This window comes from Bacteroides sp. CACC 737 (genome assembly GCF_013874375.1).
Taxonomy (GTDB): Bacteria; Bacteroidota; Bacteroidia; order Bacteroidales; family Bacteroidaceae; genus Bacteroides; species Bacteroides uniformis.
The window spans coordinates 1,535,060-1,558,813 of the sequence record NZ_CP059408.1; the positions used below are offsets into that span (position 1 = coordinate 1,535,060).

14 protein-coding genes and 3 pseudogenes are annotated in these 23,754 nt (G+C 44.0%); 9 read left to right on the forward strand and 8 right to left on the reverse strand.

Features of this window, described 5'->3' with window-relative positions; all coding sequences use genetic code 11:
- The first annotated feature begins 101 nt into the window (after nucleotides 1-101).
- Nucleotides 102-2,411, forward strand: a complete 2,310-nt coding sequence (locus tag H1A11_RS06675; protein WP_181757911.1) for a BamA/TamA family outer membrane protein — start codon at nucleotides 102-104, stop codon at nucleotides 2,409-2,411.
- A gap of 78 nt (nucleotides 2,412-2,489) precedes the next feature.
- Here H1A11_RS06675 and H1A11_RS06680 read toward each other — a convergent pair whose 3' ends face one another.
- The 3 genes and pseudogenes from H1A11_RS06680 to H1A11_RS06690 form a co-directional block, all read right to left on the reverse strand.
- Nucleotides 2,490-3,044 (reverse strand): DUF3332 domain-containing protein, encoded by a 555-nt coding sequence (locus H1A11_RS06680; RefSeq protein ID WP_117599624.1) that lies wholly within the window; start codon nucleotides 3,042-3,044, stop codon nucleotides 2,490-2,492.
- A 137-nt stretch (nucleotides 3,045-3,181) separates the two neighbouring features.
- Nucleotides 3,182-3,619 (reverse strand): DoxX family protein, encoded by a 438-nt coding sequence (locus tag H1A11_RS06685; RefSeq protein WP_117599739.1) that lies wholly within the window; start codon nucleotides 3,617-3,619, stop codon nucleotides 3,182-3,184.
- Between the two features lie 56 nt (nucleotides 3,620-3,675).
- Nucleotides 3,676-4,553, reverse strand: a pseudogene (locus H1A11_RS06690) (NAD(P)/FAD-dependent oxidoreductase); the annotation flags it as partial.
- Nucleotides 4,554-4,951: 398 nt separating this feature from the next.
- Here H1A11_RS06690 and H1A11_RS06695 point away from each other — a divergent pair.
- The 6 genes and pseudogenes from H1A11_RS06695 to mobV all read left to right on the forward strand — a co-directional run.
- Nucleotides 4,952-6,094: pseudogene (locus tag H1A11_RS06695) on the forward strand (site-specific integrase); the annotation flags it as partial.
- Nucleotides 6,095-6,668: 574 nt separating this feature from the next.
- On the forward strand, nucleotides 6,669-8,477 hold the full coding sequence (gene ltrA, locus H1A11_RS06700; protein ID WP_181757913.1) for a group II intron reverse transcriptase/maturase: 1,809 nt from the start codon (nucleotides 6,669-6,671) through the stop codon (nucleotides 8,475-8,477).
- Nucleotides 8,478-8,700: 223 nt separating this feature from the next.
- A complete protein-coding gene (locus H1A11_RS06705) occupies nucleotides 8,701-9,090 on the forward strand; it encodes a hypothetical protein (protein WP_016564204.1) in 390 nt (129 codons plus the stop codon).
- A gap of 310 nt (nucleotides 9,091-9,400) precedes the next feature.
- Complete coding sequence (locus tag H1A11_RS06710; RefSeq protein ID WP_016564203.1) at nucleotides 9,401-10,642, forward strand: primase-helicase family protein; 1,242 nt, start codon at nucleotides 9,401-9,403, stop codon at nucleotides 10,640-10,642.
- A gap of 254 nt (nucleotides 10,643-10,896) precedes the next feature.
- On the forward strand, nucleotides 10,897-11,865 hold the full coding sequence (locus H1A11_RS06715) for a toprim domain-containing protein (RefSeq protein ID WP_016564201.1): 969 nt from the start codon (nucleotides 10,897-10,899) through the stop codon (nucleotides 11,863-11,865).
- Between the two features lie 193 nt (nucleotides 11,866-12,058).
- The gene (gene mobV / locus H1A11_RS06720; RefSeq protein ID WP_022508104.1) at nucleotides 12,059-13,426 is read left to right on the forward strand and encodes a MobV family relaxase; all 1,368 of its coding nucleotides are present in this window, start codon (nucleotides 12,059-12,061) and stop codon (nucleotides 13,424-13,426) included.
- 89 nt (nucleotides 13,427-13,515) lie between these two features.
- Here the strand turns inward: mobV and H1A11_RS06725 are convergent, their stop codons facing one another.
- Complete coding sequence (locus H1A11_RS06725) at nucleotides 13,516-14,742, reverse strand: MFS transporter (protein ID WP_016564142.1); 1,227 nt, start codon at nucleotides 14,740-14,742, stop codon at nucleotides 13,516-13,518.
- 780 nt (nucleotides 14,743-15,522) lie between these two features.
- Between H1A11_RS06725 and H1A11_RS06730 the strand changes: the two are divergent.
- Both H1A11_RS06730 and H1A11_RS06735 read left to right on the forward strand, forming a co-directional pair.
- A pseudogene (locus H1A11_RS06730) lies at nucleotides 15,523-16,716 on the forward strand (BamA/TamA family outer membrane protein).
- Nucleotides 16,703-18,403 (forward strand): lipid A phosphoethanolamine transferase, encoded by a 1,701-nt coding sequence (locus H1A11_RS06735; RefSeq protein WP_117599626.1) that lies wholly within the window; start codon nucleotides 16,703-16,705, stop codon nucleotides 18,401-18,403. Before H1A11_RS06730 ends, H1A11_RS06735 begins: the two are co-directional and overlap by 14 nt.
- Before the next feature lie 24 nt (nucleotides 18,404-18,427).
- Here the strand turns inward: H1A11_RS06735 and H1A11_RS06740 are convergent, their stop codons facing one another.
- The 4 genes from H1A11_RS06740 to H1A11_RS06755 form a co-directional block, all read right to left on the reverse strand.
- Nucleotides 18,428-18,844, reverse strand: coding sequence for a DUF1893 domain-containing protein (locus H1A11_RS06740; protein ID WP_181757914.1), 417 nt, complete (start codon nucleotides 18,842-18,844; stop codon nucleotides 18,428-18,430).
- 1 nt (nucleotide 18,845) lies between these two features.
- Nucleotides 18,846-20,246: an aldo/keto reductase gene (locus H1A11_RS06745; RefSeq protein ID WP_117599627.1), complete on the reverse strand. Its 1,401-nt coding sequence runs from the start codon at nucleotides 20,244-20,246 to the stop codon at nucleotides 18,846-18,848.
- 21 nt (nucleotides 20,247-20,267) lie between these two features.
- Complete coding sequence (locus H1A11_RS06750) at nucleotides 20,268-21,764, reverse strand: 4Fe-4S binding protein (protein ID WP_117599628.1); 1,497 nt, start codon at nucleotides 21,762-21,764, stop codon at nucleotides 20,268-20,270.
- Nucleotides 21,765-21,960: 196 nt separating this feature from the next.
- Nucleotides 21,961-23,751 carry a glycoside hydrolase family 15 protein gene (locus H1A11_RS06755; protein ID WP_181757915.1) on the reverse strand — a complete coding sequence of 597 codons (1,791 nt, stop codon included), beginning with the start codon at nucleotides 23,749-23,751 and terminating at the stop codon, nucleotides 21,961-21,963.
- Nucleotides 23,752-23,754 lie beyond the last annotated feature (3 nt).

Consider the following 23,754-nt stretch of genomic DNA (forward strand, 5'->3'; position numbering starts at 1 on the left):
CAATATAATCAAAAACTCTGCACTCTTCCGGCGTTTTTTATTTCGGGAACAAAAAAATACAAGTATATTTGTAGCTGTTTATGCGCAATTAATGACTCGGTATGGATAAAGGTTTCCGCTACGCGATACTTACTACTATCGTACTTTTGTTGGCTTCCTGTTCTTCTACCAAATATGTGCCGGACGGCTCGTATTTGCTGGATGAAGTGCGTATACATACTGACAATAAGGAAGTAAAACCATCTAATCTCTCCATGTATATCCGCCAGAATCCCAATGCGAAGTGGTTCAGTCTGATAAAGACCCAGTTGTATGTCTACAACTGGTCCGGACGGGACTCTACACGCTGGATAAACCGTACATTGAGGAAATTAGGGGATGCTCCTGTCATATACAGTGAGGAGGAAACCAATCGGACCAGGGAAGAGATCACTAAAGCTGTGCAGAATATGGGCTATATGGGTGCTCTGGTGGAACCGATACGCCAAGTCAAAAAGAAAAAGATGAGGTTAGTCTATAAGGTGACAACCGGCAAACCCTATAAAGTGCGTACCTTGAAATATGATATCCGGGACAGTAAAATAAAGGAATACATGCGGCAGGATTCTGCAGTAACCCTCTTATCCGAAGGCATGTATTTTGATGTCAATGTATTGGATGCAGAACGTCAGCGTATCACGAACAAACTGCTTCAGAACGGATATTATAAGTTCAATAAAGAGTACATCTCTTATACCGCAGATACTGTCCGCAATTCTTACCTGGTAGATTTGACGTTGCATTTGGCTCCATACAAGCAGCACAACGAGGATACACCGCAGAATCACCAACAGTACACTATCAATAAAGTGAGTTTCATTACAGACTATAATGTGTTGCAGGCATCTGCCTTGAACAGCATCGAGGTAAATGATTCATTGCACTACAAAGGATTCCCCATCTACTACAAAGACAAGCTTTATCTGCGTCCCAAAGTGCTGACCAACAATCTGCGCATCATTCCGGGAACTCTCTATAATGAGCAAAACGTGCAGCGCACCTACTCCAACTACGGACGCCTGCAAGCCCTGAAATACACCAACATCCGTTTTTTCGAAGTACAGCAGAGTGACAGTGCAAAGCTCAACGCCTATGTGATGCTGACCAGAGGCAAGCATCAGTCCGTATCCTTTGAAGTGGAAGGCACAAACTCTGCCGGCGACTTGGGAGCTGCCGCTTCAGTGGCTTTTCAGCACCGCAACATGTTCAAAGGTTCCGAAACATTCATGTTCAAGCTACGTGGGGCATACGAGGCTGTGTCTGGTTTGCAGAGCTCCTTAAATCAAGACTATATAGAATTAGGTGCGGAAGCAACTATCAACTTTCCACAGTTCATGTTTCCCTTTGTATCCAGCGATTTCAAACGGAGGATAAGGGCTACTACAGAATTCGGCTTGCAATATAACTACCAGATGCGGCCTGAATTCACACGTATTGTGGCGTCTGCCGGATGGAGCTACAAATGGGGAGTACAACAACAGCGTTCGCAGCATCGCATTGATTTACTGGACATCAATTATCTGTACATGCCCAGCATAGACCAGAGATTTAAAGAGGATTATCTGGAGAAAGACGAGAACTACATCCTCAAATATAATTATGAAGACCGTTTTATTGTCCGCACCGGCTATAGCTATATTTATAACAGTGCCGGAAAGGCTTTGATGAATAATTCCGGCATCGGAAATTCCTATACCATCCGCTTCAATTTTGAATCAGCGGGCAATTTGTTGTATGCTGTGGCAAAGCTCGGAGGAATGAAGAAGAATGCATCGGGAGAATACACTTTATTAAACATTCCTTTTGCCCAATACCTGAAAGGCGATTTTGACTTTGCCAAGAACCTGGTCATTGACAACCGCAATTCATTGGCATTTCATTTTGGTGTCGGTATCGCCATTCCATACGGCAATGCAACAATGCTTCCATTTGAAAAACGCTACTTTTCCGGTGGCGCTAATAGTGTGCGCGGATGGTCTGTACGTGATTTGGGGCCCGGTTCTTTCCCCGGCGATAATAACTTCATGAACCAGTCGGGAGACATCAAGCTGGATGCCAGCATTGAATACCGCACACGGTTATTCTGGAAATTCAGAGGGGCTCTCTTTGTAGATGCCGGGAATATCTGGACAATACGGGATTATAAAGACCAGCCGGGAGGTCAGTTTAAATTTGACAAGTTCTATAAGCAGATTGCTTTGGCATATGGTTTAGGACTGCGTCTTGACTTAGATTTCTTTGTATTGCGTTTCGACGGAGGTATGAAAGCAATCAATCCAGCTTACGAGAAGAAAAAAGACCGTTATCCCATTATTCATCCTAATTTTAGCCGCGATTTTGCTTTCCACTTTGCTGTGGGATATCCGTTCTAAAAATATAAATGACTATGGATAAATGATACTGGATAATTAGCATATACATTTACCCATTATCATTTATCCATTATCCCATTACTTAAAGGCGTAATAGCTGTCAATCATTGTCGCTTGACGTGCTGCAGCCACACCTTGGGCATCCAGTGTCACTGTCATTTCCTCACCGTTCGGAAGGGTCATTTGTGCAGTGCCGTCATTGTTCATTTGCAGCAATTCTGTGCTGACACCATCGGCAACAACATTCCAAGTATTCAACTCTTTGTTGTAAATGAGTTCCATAGAAGCGGTCTCACCTTCTTTGGTGATAGAATAGCCGTTTTCAAGTGTCTCTACCAGGTAGTCACCGTTTTCACCTTTCACTTTCTTTACATCACCAATGCTGGCCATAGGGTTTGAACCACTCCAGAATTCGATGGAGTTGATGACCAATGCATCGGCCAGATAGCAAACGCCATATACCGGGACAATATTGAATGCCAGATAAACCAGTTCGTTTACAAACTTGGTACCAATACCTTGATTCCAGCTGACCAGTTTACTATGCAGTCCAAAAGAACCGATACAAGAACTGAAAAGAAACGAGCCGCAAATCATTACGGTCGCAGCCATCTTCAAATTGAACTTTTTCATAATCACTCTTTTTTATTTTACTGTGTTTAATAGCTTTATAGCTCATTGAGTTATTTTAAGCATCCGCAAATATAGGATTTTTTACGAAAATACATCCTATTTGAGCTTAAAATCTGTTTTCAGTAAAACAGAAGTGTCTATCTATGAGCTTTTTGAGAAAGAGCCTTTCCGATCCAACGGTCAACGGCAAACTTGCCCGGGCCTATGATATACATCAATATGAACACTACCAGGTACACAAAAGCCAGCTCTTTCGTGGCAAACGGGTCATTGCCATGAATTACAAAAAAGGCAACAGCCATTGTAAACACCATTGGTATCATAGCCAAACGATAGAGAAAACCTATAATGAATGCCATGGAGCATGCCAATTCACCGAAGATAGCCAATCCTAAAGACAGCGGGCTGCCTACACCCAATGGGTCTGGGAAAACAGCCGACAGCTCTTGAAAGTTAGTCCACTTCTGGATACCGTGGTTCATTAATAATATACCGAATACAATTCTTGCAATTAATAGCATAGCAGATGTTGCCGTTCCGTCCGGTTTGACGGGAAATAAAAGTCGTTTTAACATATTCATTCATTTTTAAGTTCGTATATGAACTATAACAAATATTACTCAATAAAAGTTTACTGCCGCTTCAAGGGTTTGATGATAATCCGTAAAGACAGGTCATAGGTAAAGTAACTCCACATCCAGTCTACGAAGATGGAAAGACGTTTTTTTACACCCACAATACTCATCAAATGGATGAACAGCCACACAGCCCATACCGGAAAACTTCCAAAACGCAGCTTCTTAAGCTCGACTACGGCATGATTGCGGCCAATGGTCTCCATGGAGCCTTTGTTTTGATATATAAACGGTTGCAGCGGCAGGCCTGCTTCTGCACGCTGCAAGTTCCTTATCAAGTTGCGGGCCTGCTGGATGGCTGGTTGCACCACTTGCGGGTGTCCTTTGGGATACTCCTCAGAAATCATAAGGGCCGTATTCCCGATAGCGAAAATATTGGGATATTGAGAAAGACGGTTATAAGTGTCCACCTTCAAGCGGTTTCCCGGTCCATAGGTAGGCAATCCTTGAAGGCTGTTTGCTTTGACACCGGCCACCCAGAATACATTTTTTTTGGTATTGCTTGCGGTCCCATCATTCAATGCTAACTGATAATTCTCGTATCCCATCACCCGTTGATTCAATTTAATTTCCACATCATGCTTCTTCAGATAATCAGTCACTTCTTTGGAAGACTTTTCAGAAAAGGCAGACAAAAGCCTGGAAGAGCCATCCAACAAGATGATACGCTTCTCATTGATATTCAAGCCTGGATAGTTTTGAGAAAGGACAAACTTTCTCATCTCGGCCAGAGTAGCGGACAACTTTATTTCCGTAGCTCCACCACCTACAATGGCAAAGGTCATCAGACGCCTGTGCTCTTCTTTATTACCGGTACTCTGGGCCTGTTCAAAGCTGTCCAATATCTGGTTCGGTTGAACAAGGCTTCCGAAGTATTCAATTTTCGTACTAGCTTTAATCCATCGAAGCCACCGCCTACGATTACCCATCGTTTCTGCCCCTCTTTATCGAGAATGTTCATTGCTGTTTTCATTAATTCAATATCATGTTGTTCTTTGTAATATTAAAATAAACACCTAACGGAATAGCAAATTTGAGTAAAGCGTAGCGAACAGACTGAAAAAGCGTTCGTTACGCTATATTTTTCTCTTGTTCAAAAGCCAAGAAGAGACAGAATATGGACAAACGCAGCAAAAGTTCAGTTACTTTATCATTACCCGTGCGATGATGCAAATTTCTTGCGAAACCTAAATTTTGCATCGTTTGGCGTTATGTGTCGTATCTGTCGGTAACTCACTATGAATTAATTTTGTAACCAAAAAAAAGTGAGTTATGAGAAGTACATTTAAGGTATTGTTCTACGTGAAGAAAGGCAGTGAGAAACCCAACGGCAACCTGCCTTTGATGTGTCGCATTACGGTGGACGGAGAGATTAAGCAGTTCAGTTGCAAGATGGATGTTCCCTTGCGCCTGTGGGACGTGAAGAACAACCGTGCTTCGGGTAAGAGTGCCGAAGCGCAAAGAATCAACCGTGCCGTTGACAAAATCAGAGTGGAGATAAACCGCCGTTATCAAGAGTTGATGCAGACGGACGGTTATGTCACTGCTGCCAAGTTGAAAGATGCCTATCTCGGCATCGGTATCAAACAGGAAACCTTGCTAAAACTGTTTGAACAACACAACAGCGAATTTGCCAAGAAAGTGGGACACAGCAGGGCAAAAGGAACATTCCGACGTTATGTTACCGTCTGCAAGCACATCCGTGAGTTCCTACCCCATACCTACAAGCGTGAAGATATTCCGTTAAAAGAGTTGAACCTCTCGTTCATCAACGACTTCGAGTATTTCCTGCGTACTGAGAAAAAATGCCGCACCAATACCATTTGGGGCTACATGATTGTGCTGAAACACATTATTTCCATAGCGAGGAATGACGGTCGTCTGCCGTTCAATCCCTTTGCAGGGTACATCAACTCTCCCGAAAGCGTGGACAGAGGGTATATTACGAGAGAGGAGATACACACAATGATGAACACCGATATGCCCGACAAGACACACGAGCTTGTCAGGGATTTATTTCTGTTCTCCACCTTTACAGGTTTGGCATATTCCGATGTCAAGAACCTTACGGAAGACAACCTGCAAACATTCTTTGACGGAAATCTGTGGATTATCACCCGAAGAAAGAAAACTAACACGGAATCCAATATCCGATTGTTGGATGTTCCCCGAAAGATAATAGAGAAGTACAGGGGTATGACAAGAGATAATAAAGTATTCCCCATGCCGAGTAACACGACTTGCAACAAGAAGCTGAAAGCCATTGCCAAGTTGTGCGGTATAAAAGTCCACTTGACCTATCATGTAGCAAGACATTCGGCAGCGACCACTGTGCTGTTATCCAACGGAGTACCCATTGAAACCGTCAGCCGACTTTTGGGACATACCAACATAAAAACGACCCAAATTTACGCAAGTGCGCCCAGAATGGTCGCTTAATAAATACTTCTTTAGCAAGAAGTTAGGATTGGGTTCGATATAATCCTATCGTCAATCAGTTTATCCAAAGGGGAAACCCGATGGGGAGTGTAGCATACTGATTAAAGCTCCAAGTCCACTAATAGTCAGGTGGCGACTGAGGGGCAAGACGAAAAGACATACATAAGGATGAAGCCTTGATTGGTTGAATGATAGTTCAGTGGTACCAAATCTTGCAACAACGGAAGACTATTATACATACGTTGTTTCATAGTACTCTGCCTATTTTGTGCGTTAGTGCAGAGCATAAAGAACCGACTATGACACAGCCGCAATAAGCGGACAAGAACGAAAGTCGCATCCGACAGTATGTCGTGCTAATAGTTATTAAGAGAACTAACTGGGGATTACCTAAGTCGGAACGCTGGAACAAACAGCTATAAAGAAAGCTTTTGAATATCCGATATGGTAACGGAACTTCCGTAGTAGTCTGAGCAGGGGAAAGCCTTGTACATGGCGAAGGGAAGTAGTCTGTAACTTTAATACAAACAACGGAAAACGTGAGAGACGTATGAGAAATCCAGAGCAAGTATTAAACATTTTAGCTGGACACAGCAATGAGCCCGAGTATAAATACGAAAGGCTTTACCGTATTCTATTCAATGAACAGATGTTCTTTGTCGCCTACCAACGTATGTGTGCAAAGCCGGGCAACATGACACCCGGCACAGATGGCAAAACTGAGGATGAAATGAGCATTGACAGGATAAACAAACTCATAGAGAGTATAAAGGATGAGACTTATAGTCCCAATCCTGCAAAGAGAACTTACATTCCGAAAAAGAATGGGAAGATGCGTCCGCTAGGAATACCGTCTTTTGAAGACAAATTGGTTCAAGAGGTAGTAAGAATGGTGCTTGAAGCCATATATGAGGGACACTTTGAGTGGACATCGCACGGTTTCAGACCAAACCGAAGCTGCCACACAGCACTGAAAAGTCTACAAAACAATTTCAACGGTGCAAAATGGTTCATCGAGGGAGATATAAAAGGCTTCTTTGACAACATAGACCATAATGTGCTGATAGAAATAATGAAAGGCAGAATAGCAGACGACAGATTTCTTCGTCTGATACGGAAATTCCTCAATGCAGGGTACATGGAAGAGTGGCAATTCAACAAGACTTATTCAGGGACACCGCAAGGTGGTATCATAAGCCCTATTTTGGCAAACATATACCTTGACAAGTTCGATAAGTACATGGATGAATATGCCAAGAAATTCAATAAAGGGACAGTAAGAAGCCGAAACAAGGGCATTTGCAAACTCAACAGCAGAGTACACTACCTAAAACGTAGGATAAATGAAGTAGAGGATGTAAACGTAAGAACAAGGATGGTAGAAGAACTGCACGAAAAGCAGAAGCTGATACTTACAATGCCAAGTGGCAATGATATGGATGTAAACTTTCGCAGGTTGAAATACGTGCGCTATGCCGATGATTTCCTTATCGGAGTTATCGGAACGAAAAACGAATGTGAGAGAATCAAAGCTGACATCACTAAGTTTATGCAGGAAAAGTTAAGGCTGGAGATGTCACAGGAAAAGACTTTGATTACAAATGCACAAGACAGCGCAAAATTTTTGGGTTACGAAATATATGTCCGTAAAGACTATGCCACAAAGAGAAACAGTAACGGAACAGTGCGCAGATACTTCAATGGGAACGTGATATTGCACGTTTCAAGAGAAGTAATCAAGAACAAGCTGCTCAGCCTCGAAGCCATGAAAGTTGTCACCAAACACGGCAAGGAGACATGGGTGTCAAAAGGCAGGACTTATATGATTGACAATGAAGCGCACGAGATTGTATCTCAGTTTAATACCGAAATACGAGGGTTCTACAACTATTACTCAATAGCAAACAATGCATCGGCTTTGGGACGCTCTTTCGGCTGTATTATGAAGTTCTCCATGTACAAAACTCTTGCTCAAAAGCTGAATATGTCAGTGAGAAAAGTCATTGAAAGATACCGCAAGGACAATCTCTTTGCAGTGCCTTTTGTAAACAAGGGAGGAGAAACCAAGTACAGGGTATTCTATAATGAGGGATATGCCCGCAAAACGGATTGTGAAACAGCCCCAAGTGACAATCTGCCGTACATGTTCAAAACGCCATCGTTGAGTCTGATAGAAAGGCTTACAACAAAAACGTGCGAACTATGTGGCAAGCACGGAGAAGTGGTAATGCACCATGTCCGCACACTCAAAGAGTTAAAAGGTAAAAATGACTGGGAACGCAAAATGCTCTACATGCACAGAAAGACTTTGGTTGTATGTGCGGAGTGTAACGCAAAAATCCAGAGATGTGTCAAGTAAGATGATGTTACAGATGGAGAGCCGTATACATGGAGACGTGTAAGTACGGTTCGGGGGCAGGCAAACGAAAACCTACCGCTGTAAAGCGGAAAGGCGTTGTTTGCCGAGCCTACAAATCACAGCCCAAAAGATTAGTCAGGATATGGAAACATTGTCGCACAAACTGGAGGATATGGAAAAGAACATTTGCAATGCCATTCAGTAACCCTTAAATCAAACGATAATGAAAGAGGAAAGAAACATCATAACAATGAACGAGTTCGGCAATGTAGTTATGCCGAAAGATATACAGGCAACCGCCATGAGTGAGTGGGAGCTTTGCGAGTTGTTCAATGTAACCGCCCCGACTATCAGGGCAGGGATAAAGACACTCTGCAAGAACGGCATTCTGAATGAGTGTGAGATAAGGCATACCATCCGACTGTCCGACAAGTGCAGCATGGAGGTTTACAGCCTTGAAACGATAATCGCCCTTGCGTTCCGTATCGGCACATACAGTGCGAAGCAGGTGCGCAATGCCGTTCTTGAAAGACTGTACTTGCGAAAAGAGAAAACAAGCATCTTCTTTTCGCTGAACACCAACGGCATAGCCAAAGCCGAATACTTCTCGTAGCTGAATTGGTTGCACGACTGACGGAATCCATTCATTCAGTCACGAATAGAGTAATCAAGCCAGCGTGTCAGCATATAATCTGACCGACATATCAACAGGAACTCCAATTTTTTCTCCCGAAAAGCGTAATCCCCACATTCGTTTTTTGGGAGTTTTTTCGTCTGTCCTGCCCGACTTCCGTTCCAAACCATTGAAAGTTTTTTCTTCGGGGGCTATTTGTCACCGTTCTGCCGCGTTTTGCGTAACAACTTATCCGATAAATGCTTATACTTTTGTAGCTGGTATTTTTCAAACTTAAAACCATTTGATTATGTCAGCTAACAAACAACAAGACAGCCACAGACCGCCATCGGATGGTGGCATGGCAAAGGAGGAATTCATCCGAGTGGGGACTACGCTTTACAAGATTGTGGAGCAGCCCAAACTGAACGGAGGGTATGTAAGGAAACGCATAGCATGGAACAACGAAACCCTGCGCCAAGACTACGGCAAGGACTACATCGGCAGCGTTCCCAAGTATGACGGCTTCTGCACCGTACCCGAACACATCGGCTACCATCCCGTGGTCGGCAAGTTCCTTAACCTCTATGAACCGATAGACCACCAACCTAAAGAGGGCGATTTCTCGCATATCCAATCTTTGGTAGGTCACATCTTCGGGGAGCAATACGAGTTGGGCATGGACTACCTACAACTGCTCTACTTGTACCCCATTCAAAAGCTGCCTATCCTGCTGTTGGTATCAGAGGAACGCAACACAGGCAAAAGCACATTTCTGAATTTTCTAAAACTCCTATTTCAGAACAATGTAACCTTTAACACCAACGAGGATTTCCGTAGCCAATTCAATTCCGACTGGGCCGGCAAACTGCTTATCGTGGTGGACGAGGTGCTGCTCAACCGTAGGGAGGACAGCGAGCGGTTGAAGAACCTAAGCACCACACTTTCCTACAAGGTGGAAGCCAAAGGCAAAGACCGTGACGAGATAGCGTTTTTCGCCAAGTTCGTGCTATGCTCCAACAACGAGTACTTGCCTGTAATCATTGATGCAGGGGAAACACGCTATTGGGTACGCAAGATAGACCGCTTGCAGTCTGATGATACCGACTTCCTGCAAAAGCTGAAAGCGGAGATACCCGCCTTTCTTCATTTCCTGCAACACAGAACACTATCCACCGAAAAGGAAAGCCGTATGTGGTTTGCTCCATCGCTGTTGCATACCGAAGCCTTGCAGAAGATAATCCGCAGCAACCGTAACCGACTGGAGATAGAGATGCACGAGCTGATACTTGACATCATGGATAGTGTCGGCACGGACACATTCTCGTTCTGCTACAACGACATTCTTCTGTTGCTGGTACACTCGCAGGTAAAAGTGGAGAAGCACCAAGTCCGAAAGGTGTTGCAGGAGTGTTGGAAACTTACGCCTGCACCCAACGGACTGACCTATACCACCTACCAATTCAACTACAATCGGGAGTGTCGGTATGAGCCTGTAAAACGGGTCGGTCGTTTCTATTCTGTCACGAGGGAACAACTTGAATCCCTGTAATATCATTCTTTTTTTTGTTGAATTGATGAATAAGGATATAACTATGCTGACAATAAACAATATACACTCTCAACAAAATCTCAACAATCGAAAAGAGAAGTTGAGAGAGGAACAGCACCCGATTGTTGATTTCTCTTTTGGCGAGTGGTTTGTTGAGAAGATGTTGAGCAAATATCTTTCTGTAAATAAATGTGTTATATAAGCCATTCAACAAATCAACGTTTTTACAATCATCATCAAATCTATAGAATATCATGAACATACAAGAAGTTAAACAAATCAGAATCGCAGACTATCTGCAAAGTTTGGGTTACACGCCCGTCAAGCAACAGGGCAGCAGCTTTTGGTACAAATCACCGCTGAGAGAGGAAACGGACGCATCTTTCAAGGTAAACACAGAACTCAACAAATGGTACGATTTTGGACTTGGCAAGGGCGGTAACATCATCGCATTGGCAGCGGAACTCTACCATACGGAAGATGTAACCTGCCTGTTGAAGCGCATAGAGGAACGGACACCATACATCCGCCCTGCATCGTTTTCTTTTGGCAAGCAGCAATCCGACAACCGCACTTATCGGGTATTAAGAGTTGGCGAGCTGTCATCACCTGCGCTCATTGCCTATCTGCAAGAAAGGGGGATAGACATTGAACTCGCCAAAAGGGAGTGTAAGGAACTGCGGTTTGAGAATGCCGACAAACCCTATTTCGCCATCGGCTTCCCGAATATGGCAAGAGGGTATGAAGTGCGTAATAGATACTTCAAGGGATGTGTCGCCCCGAAGGACATCACCCATATCCGACAGCAAAAAGAGCCACGAACCGTCTGTTATCTTTTCGAGGGCTTCATGGATTATCTCTCGTTCCTGACCATCCGAGTAAAGAACAATCCGCAACACCCACGATTGAATGCACAGGATTACGTCATTCTCAACTCCGTTTCCAACCTCTCGAAAGCGGAAAGCATATTGGCAACCTATACCCGAATCGGCTGTTTCCTTGACAATGACACAGCAGGACGGAACGCATACGCCAACCTGCAACGGATGTTGGGTGACCGCTTGCAGGATATGTCGGTTCACTATGCAGGGTATAATGACTTGAACGAGTACCTGTGCAAAAAACTCTTGTCCCAATCGACAGAGCCGATAAAGGAGGAGAAGCAAGTACAATCCGCAAGGCGGATGATGCAGCCACCGAAAAAGAAAGGGCTGAAAATATAGAGGGGAACAGGTTCGCTTTCCCAAGGGTATTTAGACAGAAATACCATAGCTCAATAGGGCGTTTTCTTCACGCATTACACGGTAATGCTAAAAACTCCCTATCGAGCCAAAGGGAAATCCCTTTGGAAACCCTGAGAGCCAATGCCACAGGCAGAGAATACACTCATAACAATAACCGTAAAAATCAAACTACATGGGATATTTTTCATTGGACATAAAGAAAGCAAAAGGTTCATCGGACACCGTACAATCCGACCATATAGAGAGAAGAATCATACCTAAAAACGCAGACCCGACAAGAACGCATCTGAACAGGGTACTTATAGAATACCCCGATGGCGTTCATGGCAGGGATGAAGCGATTGCCCACAGGCTGAACACGGCAGGCATCAAGCGGAAGATTACACATGACCAAGTCCGTGTAGTCCGAGTGGTTCTGTCGGGAACACATGAGGACATGATGGACATACAGGAAAACGGAAGACTTGACGAATGGTGCAGCGACAGCATCCAATGGCTGCAAGCCACATTCGGCAGGGAGAACGTGGTTGCCGCCCATCTTCACATGGACGAGAAGACACCGCATATCCATGCAGCCATTGTTCCCATCGTGACAGGTGAAAGGCGCAAAGCCAAGAAAGAGCAGGAAGACGGCAAACGGAAGTATCACAAGAAAGCAAATACCGTCCGTTTGTGTGCCGATGACCTGTTCAACCGTCAGACCTTGATTGCGTACCACGACAATTATGCAAGGGTTATGGCTAAATACGGATTACAGCGAGGTGTGCGAGGTTCCGAAGCACGGCACACCACCACGACACAGTATTATCGGGACATACAGAAAAAGAACGCTGCCCTTGATGCAGAAAACAAGCGGTTACAGGAGCAGAAAACCGAAACCGAACAGGAACTCAGACAAGCCAAGAAAGAGGTACAGACCGAGAAACTGAAAGGTGCAGCCACCACCGCAGCGACCAACATAGCTGAAAGTGTCGGTTCTCTTTTCGGGAGCAACAAGGTCAAGACTTTGGAAAGGGAGAACACCGCCCTGTATCGGGAAGTTGCCACCCATGAGGAAACCATTGAGATACTGCAAAACCGCATACACACGATGCAAACCGAGCACAACCGCCAGTTGTTGGAAATACAGCAGAATCACCGTAAGGAGATGGCGGAAAAAAGTGTCAGACACAAAGATGAAGTATCAGGTTTGAAACGCATTATCGAAAAGCTGTGTGCATGGTTTCCTATGGCAAAGGAAATTATGAGAATAGAGAGCCTGTGCCGCCTTGTCGGGTTCAATGAAAGGCAGACCACGACATTGACTTATGGTAAGCCTTTGATATACGAGGGCAAACTTTATTCGGAGGAACATAATCGGAGTTTTACGACAGAAAGAGCAGGCTTTCAAGTGGTGAAAGACCCTGCGGACAAGTCTAAACTGACACTCGTAATCAACCGCCAGCCCATAGGCGAATGGTTCAGGGAACAGTTCGACAGGCTACGGCAGAGCATACGACAGCCAATTCAACCACAAAGGAAAAGTAGAGGAATTACATAAGTAGTTAAAACAGATTGCAATAAGCCTCCGATAATCGTATTTCCCTATCAGAGGCTTATTGCTGTTTAGATTTAGTTACGTTTCATAAATCATGATTTTTGTTTTTGATTGTCGACCTTTCTAAGTTGTGGAAGACATAAGGCTATTATAGCGAGAAGCAGAATAGCCATACCTGAGAACAAAAACCAACGGTTTACCCCGATTTGGTCTGCAAATGCACCCGACACTACCAACCCAAGCGGCATGGCAAACGACATGATGCTGCCAAGAAGTCCGAAAACACGCCCTAAATACTCGGGTTGTATCTGTTCTTGAAATAGCGCGGTCTGTACTCCATTATAGAATGGGGCAGAAAAGCCCATCAACGTACAACATATCGCAAATATCATAAAACCATTGGTTGGTAGCAAGCCGGAAACAGTCAATGACACTCCCATAAGAAAGATAGAGCCGATGATATTTGCCATGCGCTTTTTGAAACCTCCCCATGCGCCCAATAGAAGTCCGCCCAACAACATACCAACTGCAAAAACAATTTCCACCACGGAAGCATGCAAGGTACTTCCCTCGAAATAATTCATACTCATCAGCGGAAATAGCGCATTGATTGGCATATAAATGAACATATTGATTGCTCCTATCCAAAGCAATGTGAAAAGAGCTTTATTTTGTCGTATTGCGTTATAGCCAATGCGCAGTTCGGTGAAAAAGTTTTCTTGCTGCAGCGCTTCAATCGGTTGTTTTGGGATGTGAACCATTGCAACAGTGATACAGGCAATTATTGCTCCGAATACGTCAAGGGCAACCGCAGAATTCAACCCCCATTTTGCATAGAGAAAAGCGGCAATTGCCGGACTTAGGATGAAACTTGCCGATTGGATGGACTGGGTGTAGCCGGCACATTTGACTAACTGTTCTTCAGGCACTAAAAGAGGTGTTACCGCACTTAACGCAGGGGAATGGAATGCAGTGCCAACGCTTCTAATGAAGAGGATGAGCATTACTATCCATACAGGTAGTTCCGCTGACAGGGAAATTACGGTAAGTACCAGTCCAGCACAAGCTATGATGACATCTGCACCAATCATGACCATTTTCCGGTTCCAGCGGTCAACAAGTACTCCGATTGCAGAACCTAAAACCGCTTGAGGTAGAAACCCAACCAAGGTCGCCATTGACAACACCATCGCAGACCCTGTTGTATTTGTCAGATGCCAGATGATGGCCATTTGAAGAACCCCACTTGTTATCAGGGACACAGCTTGCCCCGCCCATATTGTATAGAAATCTTGTTTCCAATTTCTGATTTTTTCCATTTGAATTTTTCCTTTTATCTTTTGAATGTTTCTTGATTTTATAGCACAAAAAATCTCTCGACAAGCCTGAAATAGCATGCCGGATTACAAAGACAATGACATTCAAATCGAATTAATTAGATTTGAATGTGGAAAAATTACCAAGGTTTATGATATGCAATATTAACGGTGTTTTTACCTGTTAATATTGTACAATTGTTCATAATCATATTGAAAACCACTATATATGTTGCGACTTATCTTAATTGGGATGGTATTATATGCACACCGAATCCGCTGCAAAGTTACAATAAATTATTCGATTTTTGCACTAACTAAAGTAAAGAATTTCAATGCTTCCTGAATTTTGCCTTTCCTTTTTTATCCAAATCTGCAAAAAATAACGGCATAAGCAAATAGGTATATATCGAAAGGCAAAAAATGGCGAATACTGTTTGTATTGGATACTATATCAAAGATTTGTCGTATCTTTGCACCTGAAAGAGTTATTTGATAGTAAAACACCGCAAAACGCTGAAAATCGCACGGTTTCCTAGTCGTTACCATTACTTTTCAGATACTCCGTTAAATGTTTATTCATCAAACGGTTAGACGAAACCGTTCAGAATTTAAAATAACAGTATAACTGAGGAAAGCTCTATAAATGATGTGGTTAAAAAGAGTGAACCCCACATGCAATGTAGAAATGAACATAAAAGAGAAAAATAGGAAACAAAAAGAAGGGTAACATTGTTGTAAGAACATAAAACAAACTTTGCCACGGAAGTTTTCTACAAGCAAATGGACACTAAATTGACAAAATGGATATTACCAATATTGATGCTGATTACAGAAACGGCTGTTCATGCACAAACACACCCTGCAGAAGCAAAAAACTCTGTGGACTCAATTTCTACGTATCCGATAGACTCGCTTCTCTAGAAACGCAGTTTTTTCGAAAAAATTTTGAATTACTTCAACGATGCCAACAAAGAAAAGAAAAACAAAAAATTTGATTTCAGCATTATAGGCGGGCCTCATTATTCCAGTGACACCAAATTTGGAATCGGACTGGTGGCGGCAGGACTCTACCGTACCGACCGGAACGATAGTATTCTCCCTCCGTCCAATGTCTCTCTGTATGGGGATGTCTCCACGGTGGGATTCTATTTGCTGGGAGTACGTGGAAACCATCTGTTTCCCCAAGACAAATACCGGTTGAACTACAATCTGTATTTCTATTCTTTCCCAAGCCTTTACTGGGGACAAGGATATGACAATGGAGCCAATGATGACAATGAGAGTGAATACGATCGCTTTCAAGCGCAGGTTAAGGTGGACTTCATGTTCCGGATGGCACGTAACTTTTATATCGGTTCAATGACAGCATTTGATTACGTGTATGGGCATGACTTTGAAAAACCGGAATTATGGAAAGGAATGAAAGCGCGCAGCACCAACGTGAGCTTGGGTTTTTCCTTGTTGTATGATTCACGCGATTTTCTGACAAATGCCTATAAAGGATATTACCTACGGATAGACCAGCGCTTCAGTCCGGCCTTTTGGGGAAATAAATACGCATTCAGCAATACGGAACTGACGACCAGCTATTACCAGTCCGTGTGGAAGGGTGGGGTGTTGGCAGGCCAGTTCCATACTCTGCTGAACTACGGAAATCCGCCCTGGGGACTGATGGCAACATTGGGAAGTTCCTATTCTATGCGTGGCTATTATGAGGGACGCTACCGTGACAAGTGTGCAATGGATGCCCAGCTGGAACTACGCCAACATGTATGGAAGCGAAATGGAGTTGCCGTATGGGTAGGGGCGGGAACCATATTCCCGAATTTCTCGGAATTGGAGGCCAGGCATATTCTTCCTAATTATGGTTTCGGCTACCGCTGGGAGTTCAAAAAGAGAGTAAACGTACGTTTGGATTTAGGTTTTGGCAAACACCAGACCGGATTTATATTCAATATCAATGAAGCTTTTTAGAGACATAAAAAAATGGTTCGACAATCAGGAACATTTGTTCTATCTGTTTCTGGTCATTCTGATAGTGCCCAATGTAGTGCTATGCTTTACAGAACCCATATCATGGACGGCAAAGATATGTAATATCCTGCTACCCCTTTCTATATATTATGCTGTAATGGCTTGGTCGAGAAACTGTGGCAGGACATTCTGGCTGCTATTTCCATTCATCTTCTTCGGAGCCTTCCAGCTTGTATTACTATATCTTTTCGGTCAGTCCATTATCGCAGTGGATATGTTTCTGAATCTGGTGACAACCAATTCAAGCGAGGCGCTGGAACTGCTGGACAATCTGATACCTGCCATCGTTATTGTGGTAGTGCTCTATATACCTGCATTAATTCTGGCAACCATATCCATTGTACACAAACGCAGACTGTCCGAAGCATTCATCCGGCAAGCTCGCCGTCGCACTCTGTATGTGCTGTCTGCCGGAATATTATCCTTAGGCAGTGCTTATTTGACAGATGACCGGTATGAGCTGAAATCCGAACTGTATCCTGCCAACGTATGCTACAACATAGCACTTGCCTTTCAACGGACGGCCCAAACGCGGAATTATCACAAGACCTCTAAAGATTTTACCTTTCATGCTAGAAGTACTCATCAGGCTGATGAAAGGGAAGTATATGTAATGGTGGTGGGAGAAACCTCACGGGCATGCAACTGGGCTTTGTACGGCTATGAACGGGAAACTAACCCGGGACTGTCGGGCATTGGCGGACTGACAGCTTTCAGCCATGTGCTGACAGAATCAAACACCACCCACAAGAGTGTTCCGATGTTGCTGTCACCGGTCAGTGCTTCCAGTTTTGATTCCATCTATTATCAAAAAGGGATTATCACAGCATTCAAGGAAGCCGGTTATCAGACCGCCTTTTTCTCGAACCAGCGCTATAACCACTCATTTATAGATTTCTTCGGCAAAGAAGCCGACACGTATGATTTCATTAAAGAAGATGTGGGGGATTCCAATTACAACCCCTCTGATGACAAACTGTTGAAACTGGTAGCAAAAGAACTGGGCAAAGGAGTTTCCAGGCAATTTATAGTTCTCCACACTTACGGTTCTCATTTCAATTATAAAGAGCGCTATCCGGCAGAGCAGGCTTTCTTCCTGCCGGACATGCCCGTTGACGCGGAAGTGAAATACAAAGACAACCTGATCAATGCCTATGATAATTCTATCCGCTACACGGATAATTTTCTGGTTCGTCTGATAGATATGCTTCAAAAACAACATGTCAATTCTGCCTTGATATACACTTCAGACCATGGAGAAGATATTTTCGATGACAACCGGCATCTCTTTCTGCATGCCTCACCGGTACCTTCCTATTATCAGATACATGTGCCATTCTTTATTTGGATGTCCGACAACTACCGGCAGAGATACCCATCGTTATTGGAGGCCGCACAAGCCAATAGGCAGAAGAATGTATCTTCCAGTGCCTCATTCTTCCAGACAATGCTGGAAATAGGTGGAGTGGAGACCCCATACCGGAATGACTCTTTATCTGTCACCAGCGCTCTGTTTATCGAAAGACCCAGAGTCTATCTGAACGACCACAATGAAGCCCGCACACTGGATGATGTCGGTATGCTCAAGGAAGACTTCAAGATGCTGGAAGAGAAAGGCATCAGGTAATCAGGGAAAGAGAGCAGGCTGTTGCTATTTTGCCCTGATTCTTGATATAAAATTCTGAATCACTGGATACATCTCCTCTACCGTATTCAGCTCCATGCAAGCCGTCTCCAACGGGCACCAGCCGGTCTTGTCACGGTTAATGATATGGGGAACCTCTTGGGCAAAAGTCGTTTCAATTCCTGCTTCGCACAGCAATGCCAGCGCAGGAGTGCTGATTATATCGGCATAGACCGTTTTAAAGCCTCCCAGTACCATCAAAGCAGCGGCACCTTTCCCTATAACCTTATCGGCAATGGCAGCCCCCTTCATAAATGCAGAATCTGCCTGGTACAAATCATACAAATCCGCTACTCCCCGTTGGGTGAAAGTACGGACTTCCTCCCGGTTCTTCATAACACAAGAGTATCCTCTCTTGTGCAGTATGTCAATGATACTCTCCATTTTATAAAGTCTCTTGTTTCAACTGTTCTACAAATTTGTCAATACGATGCAGTTCTTTGGGAATATCAATCGTTTGCGGGCAATGCGGAGAACACTGGTTGCACCCGGTACAATGGTCGGCCTGTCTCAGTTTGGGTACACTTCGGTCATATCCTACGAGAAAAGCACGGCGTGCTTTCCGATAATTCTCATCCTGGCTGCTTTCCGGCACATTTCCTTCATTGACACATTTATTGTAATGTATCAAGATGGCAGGAATGTCAATTCCATACGGGCAAGGCATGCAGTACTTGCAGTCGTTGCAAGGTATGGTGGGGTACTCCATCATCAAATCTGCCGTATCATACAGATACTGAGTTTCTTCTTCTGTGAGTGGTACCAATGGAGAGTAAGTACGGATGTTATCCTGCAAATGTTCCATATAAGTCATGCCGCTCAGCACTGTCAGTACATCCTGGGGAGAACCGGCATAACGGAATGCCCAAGACGCCACACTGCGTTCGGGTTCGCGCTGCTTCAGCCGTGCCACAATATGGTCGGGGACATTGGAGAGCCGCCCACCCAGCAGAGGCTCCATAATGACAGCAGGGATCTTACGCTTGGCCAGCTCGTCATACAGATACTCTGCCTTGAAGTTGCTGCCCGAAGCATGTTTCCAGTCCACATAATTCAACTGTATTTGTACAAAATCCCAATGAACTTCACCACGGTCATGCATCTGCAAGGCATAGTCATAGACTTCGATATCGCCGTGGAACGACCATCCCAAACGGCGGATGCGTCCTGCTTCACGCTCCTTGACAAGAAAATCAATCATACCGTTGTCTATGTAGCGTTTGCGGAATTGCTCCATGCCACCGCCACCAATCATGTGTAGCAGATAGTAGTCTATATAGTCCACCTGCATATCCTCGAATGACTTACGGTACATGGCAATGGAACCCTCGCGAGTCCAGGTATCAGGATGAAAATTGGATAGTTTGGTGGCAAGATAGAACGATTCGCGCGGGTGGCGTTTCAGAGCTATTCCCGTAGACTTCTCACTCCATCCTTGTACATACATCGGAGACGTATCGAAATAATTCACACCATGGGCAATGGCATAATCCACCAGTTCGTTCACAGCATCCTGGTCTATCATTTCCCCTTTTCCATCCGGAGCAGGAACGGTAGGCCAGCGCATACAACCATATCCTAAAATAGAAACTTTGTCACTCCCCAAACCGGGAAAACTACGATAGGTCATTTTATCCGTCGGAATGGGACCCAACGCTTTACTACCTTCACTGCTCCCTTCCTTAGAACCACATCCATAGAGGGCAGCAGTAGATGTGGCGGCTGTAATCCCCACTATCTTCAAGAAATCACGACGGTTCATATTGTTTTTATGATGTTCTTCCATACTTATAGAAATTCTACTTTGTTATATAATCCGATGTCTTTCATGCCCTTCCACATAGATGGCACTGAACGGACGGGCCGGACAAAGATTCTCGCATGCCCCGCAGCCGATACAGCGCTCCACATTGATTACCGGAATCTTTGGAGAATCCTTGTCTTCAGGTATACTCGGCACCATTTGTATGGCTCCCGTCGGGCAATGGCGTGCACAGTTGCCACACTGCACACCATCCGTCAGTGGTATGCAATTTTTCTTTACCCACACGGCATGCCCTATCTGAACGGATGATTTATCAACTTTGATTATCGGGCGGATAGCTCCTGTAGGACATACCTCCGAACATTTTGTACATTCCGGTCTGCAATAGCCGCGTTCGTATGACATTTCCGGCTGCATCAATTTCCTTAAGTCCGCAGAAGGACGAAGAACCTGATTGGGACATGCCGACACACAGAGCTGGCAGGCCGTGCAGTGTTGCGCCATATTGCGGGCACTCAATGAGCCGGGAGGAGTGAGGGGAGTGCTTCGCTCGGGAATCTTCTTATCCTCAATGGCTGCCAGTCCTCCGTCTACTTTCTTTTCCTGCGCTTTTAAAACAGAAGTGGCTGCAACCAGAGCCGTTGCTGTGAAAAAACTGCGGCGGGTTTCGTTTATCTGTTCCGAATTAGCCTTGCCCGCAGCAGGTTTGCCGAAAGGATGATACTTGTAGGAAATGGCTCCATGCTTGCACTTCTCAATGCAGTTCATGCAAACCACACACCGGCTTGCATCAATCTGATGCTCCTTAAAGTTGATGCAGGCTGCCTTGCAGTTGCGTGAACAAAGACTGCATTGGTTGCACTTTTCCGAATCTATTGTGATGCGGAAAAGCGAATAACGTGAAAGGAAGCCCAAGACCGTTCCTACCGGGCAAATCGTATTACAATAGGTTCGTCCGTTGCGTCCGGCCAGAACAACAAGCACAGCCAAAGTAGCGGCAGCAATAATAAAAGTCGGCAGGCTCTTCAACCATACATCCGTTTCATAAAAGGCATAACTGTCTGCCCGTTCAGCCAGATAAGCAAGCAGATTGTTGCCCCATTGCCATATAGGTTGAAAAAGATTATTGGCAATACGTCCGTATGCACTATAGGGTGCAAGTAGAGCAGCCAATGAACCAATTCCGGCAATCAAAGCAATGATAAACACACCCAATACGCCATAGCGCAGCCAAGATAAGGCCGGAGAATAAGAGTAAGGAAGCTTCCTGCGTTTTTTAGGTTGCCGGCCCAGCCATGCCAGTATATCCTGAAATACCCCTAAGGGGCAAATCACAGAACAATAGATACGCCCGCATACCAAAGTGAGAATTACAAGAAACAATATCACTCCCACATTTAGCGCCAATACAGCCGGCAAAAACTGGATTTTGGCCAACCAGCCGAACCACCCATGCAACGTTCCCGTAAAATCAAGGAACAACAAGGTGATGAGTACAAAGCAAATCATTGCAAAAGTCAGTCTAATCTTCCGTAACATGATAATCCTTTATTTTGAGTTCCTAAACTATATCAGCGATATGAGTACAAAACAACTGCCGAAATAGTGAAATTTTATTTATGCAAAAATACATAAAAAAAGAAAGGTATCATCATTCAATGGAATTAAAAACGAAAGAAAGAAGGACAAATACAAAATGCTCCCATTTGCAGTATTAATTAAGTTCCCCTCCTCGTTACGGCCGGATAAAAGCCAATCTCTTATTTTCTTCTGCAAACAGAATAGCCGTATTGACTAATGCCAAATGCGAATAAGCTTGTGGAAAATTCCCCAGTTGTTCCTTCGTATTAAAATCAATATCCTCACTGAATAACCCCAAATGATTGGAACATGTCAGAACATCATCAAACAAACAACGGGCTTCTTCCTTTTCTCCGATAACAAAAAGTGCACGTATCAGCCAAAAAGTGCAAATGGTAAAAGCCGAAGAAGGAAGCCCGAAATCATCTTCGCTGTTATACCGGTACATCAATCCCTTATGCAAAAGAGCTTTTTTCACAGCCTTCACTGTCTTATGGTATCGGATATCGTCTGCTGCAATAAAACCGTAAGGTTCCATCAACAGCAAAGAGGAATCCATTGCCATATTATCATAAGTCTGCGAGAAACTTTGAAGTTCTTCCTTCCATCCATATGTCATTACATCCTGCCATACCTTGTCAGCTTCCTTTTGCCAACGTTCACTATAACCGTATTTATTGAGCATGGAAGCTATCTTTGCACCACGGTCCAAAGCCACCCAACACATCACTTTGGATGAAACAAAATGGCGGCTTTCTCCTCTGATTTCCCATATCCCCTTATCTGGTTTCTTCCAATCTTCCATTACCGTGGAAAGAATGCTCTTTACCATTTCCCACATATCCTCTATTTCGTCTAATGTACCGGGCATCAGCCGATAGTACTGGTAAATCAAATCCATCAGATAACCGAACGAGTCATTCTGCTTTTGATGGTAAGCATCATTACCTATCCGTACTGGTTTGGAATTCTTATATCCGGACAAATGCTCCAGAATAATCTCGGTCAGCTGCCTTTCTCCCCGAATGCCGTACATTATCTGATAGGATTCGTGCTTGGATACGAAAGTGGACTGTATGAACTTCATAAAACGTCTTGCTGCTCCTATATGGCCTATCTGGAACAAAGTTTCGATAGACATGGAGGCATCCCTTAACCAACAGAACCGATAATCCCAATTACGTACTTCGCCGACGGATTCAGGCAAATTGGTAGTAAGGGCGGCCAGTACGGCTCCGTTATAGTAAGACATCAGTTTCAAAACCAGCATGCTTCTTTCTATCACATCATTATAGAGAGAATATTTCTTAGTACGGTTGGTCCAATTAAGCCAATAAACCAAAGTACGGCAATATTCAATTTTTTCCCGTTCAATATCCACCGGAATGACCTTTTCATTGTATGACAAAAGAAAGAACTCATCTTTTTCCAATATAATTTCTTTTTTCTGTTCGATGTCCTGCAAAGGAAGGGAAGAATACAAATATTGTCTATCTTTATTATCAGAAGAACAATAGCTTTCTATAAATTCAGAAGTGACATTATGAATCACTTTACCTTGCGCATAATTGGGAGCAGGGACATAGTTTACTTTGAAACGGGGCTTACCTTTTATCCACCTCACATATCGATACAATTCTGCCGGAAGATAATGGGTATTTTCGCAGGAACGGTAATAAGGCATGTAATCAAGTACGACAAATTCTCCCTCTTTCGAAGAAAAAGAAGTAGACAATATGTTAGTGTGAGGAACGTAAGATTGTGAGATATGATAGTCTTCTGTAACGTCAAATCCAAAACTTCCTCCTCTTTCCCGATCAAGTAGTGATGCAAAGATAGACGAAGAATCAAAATCGGGAAAACACAACCAGTCTATGCTGCCTTTTTCGGATATAAGTGCGGCAGTCCGACAATTGCCTACTACCCCATAATTTAAATTACTCATTTT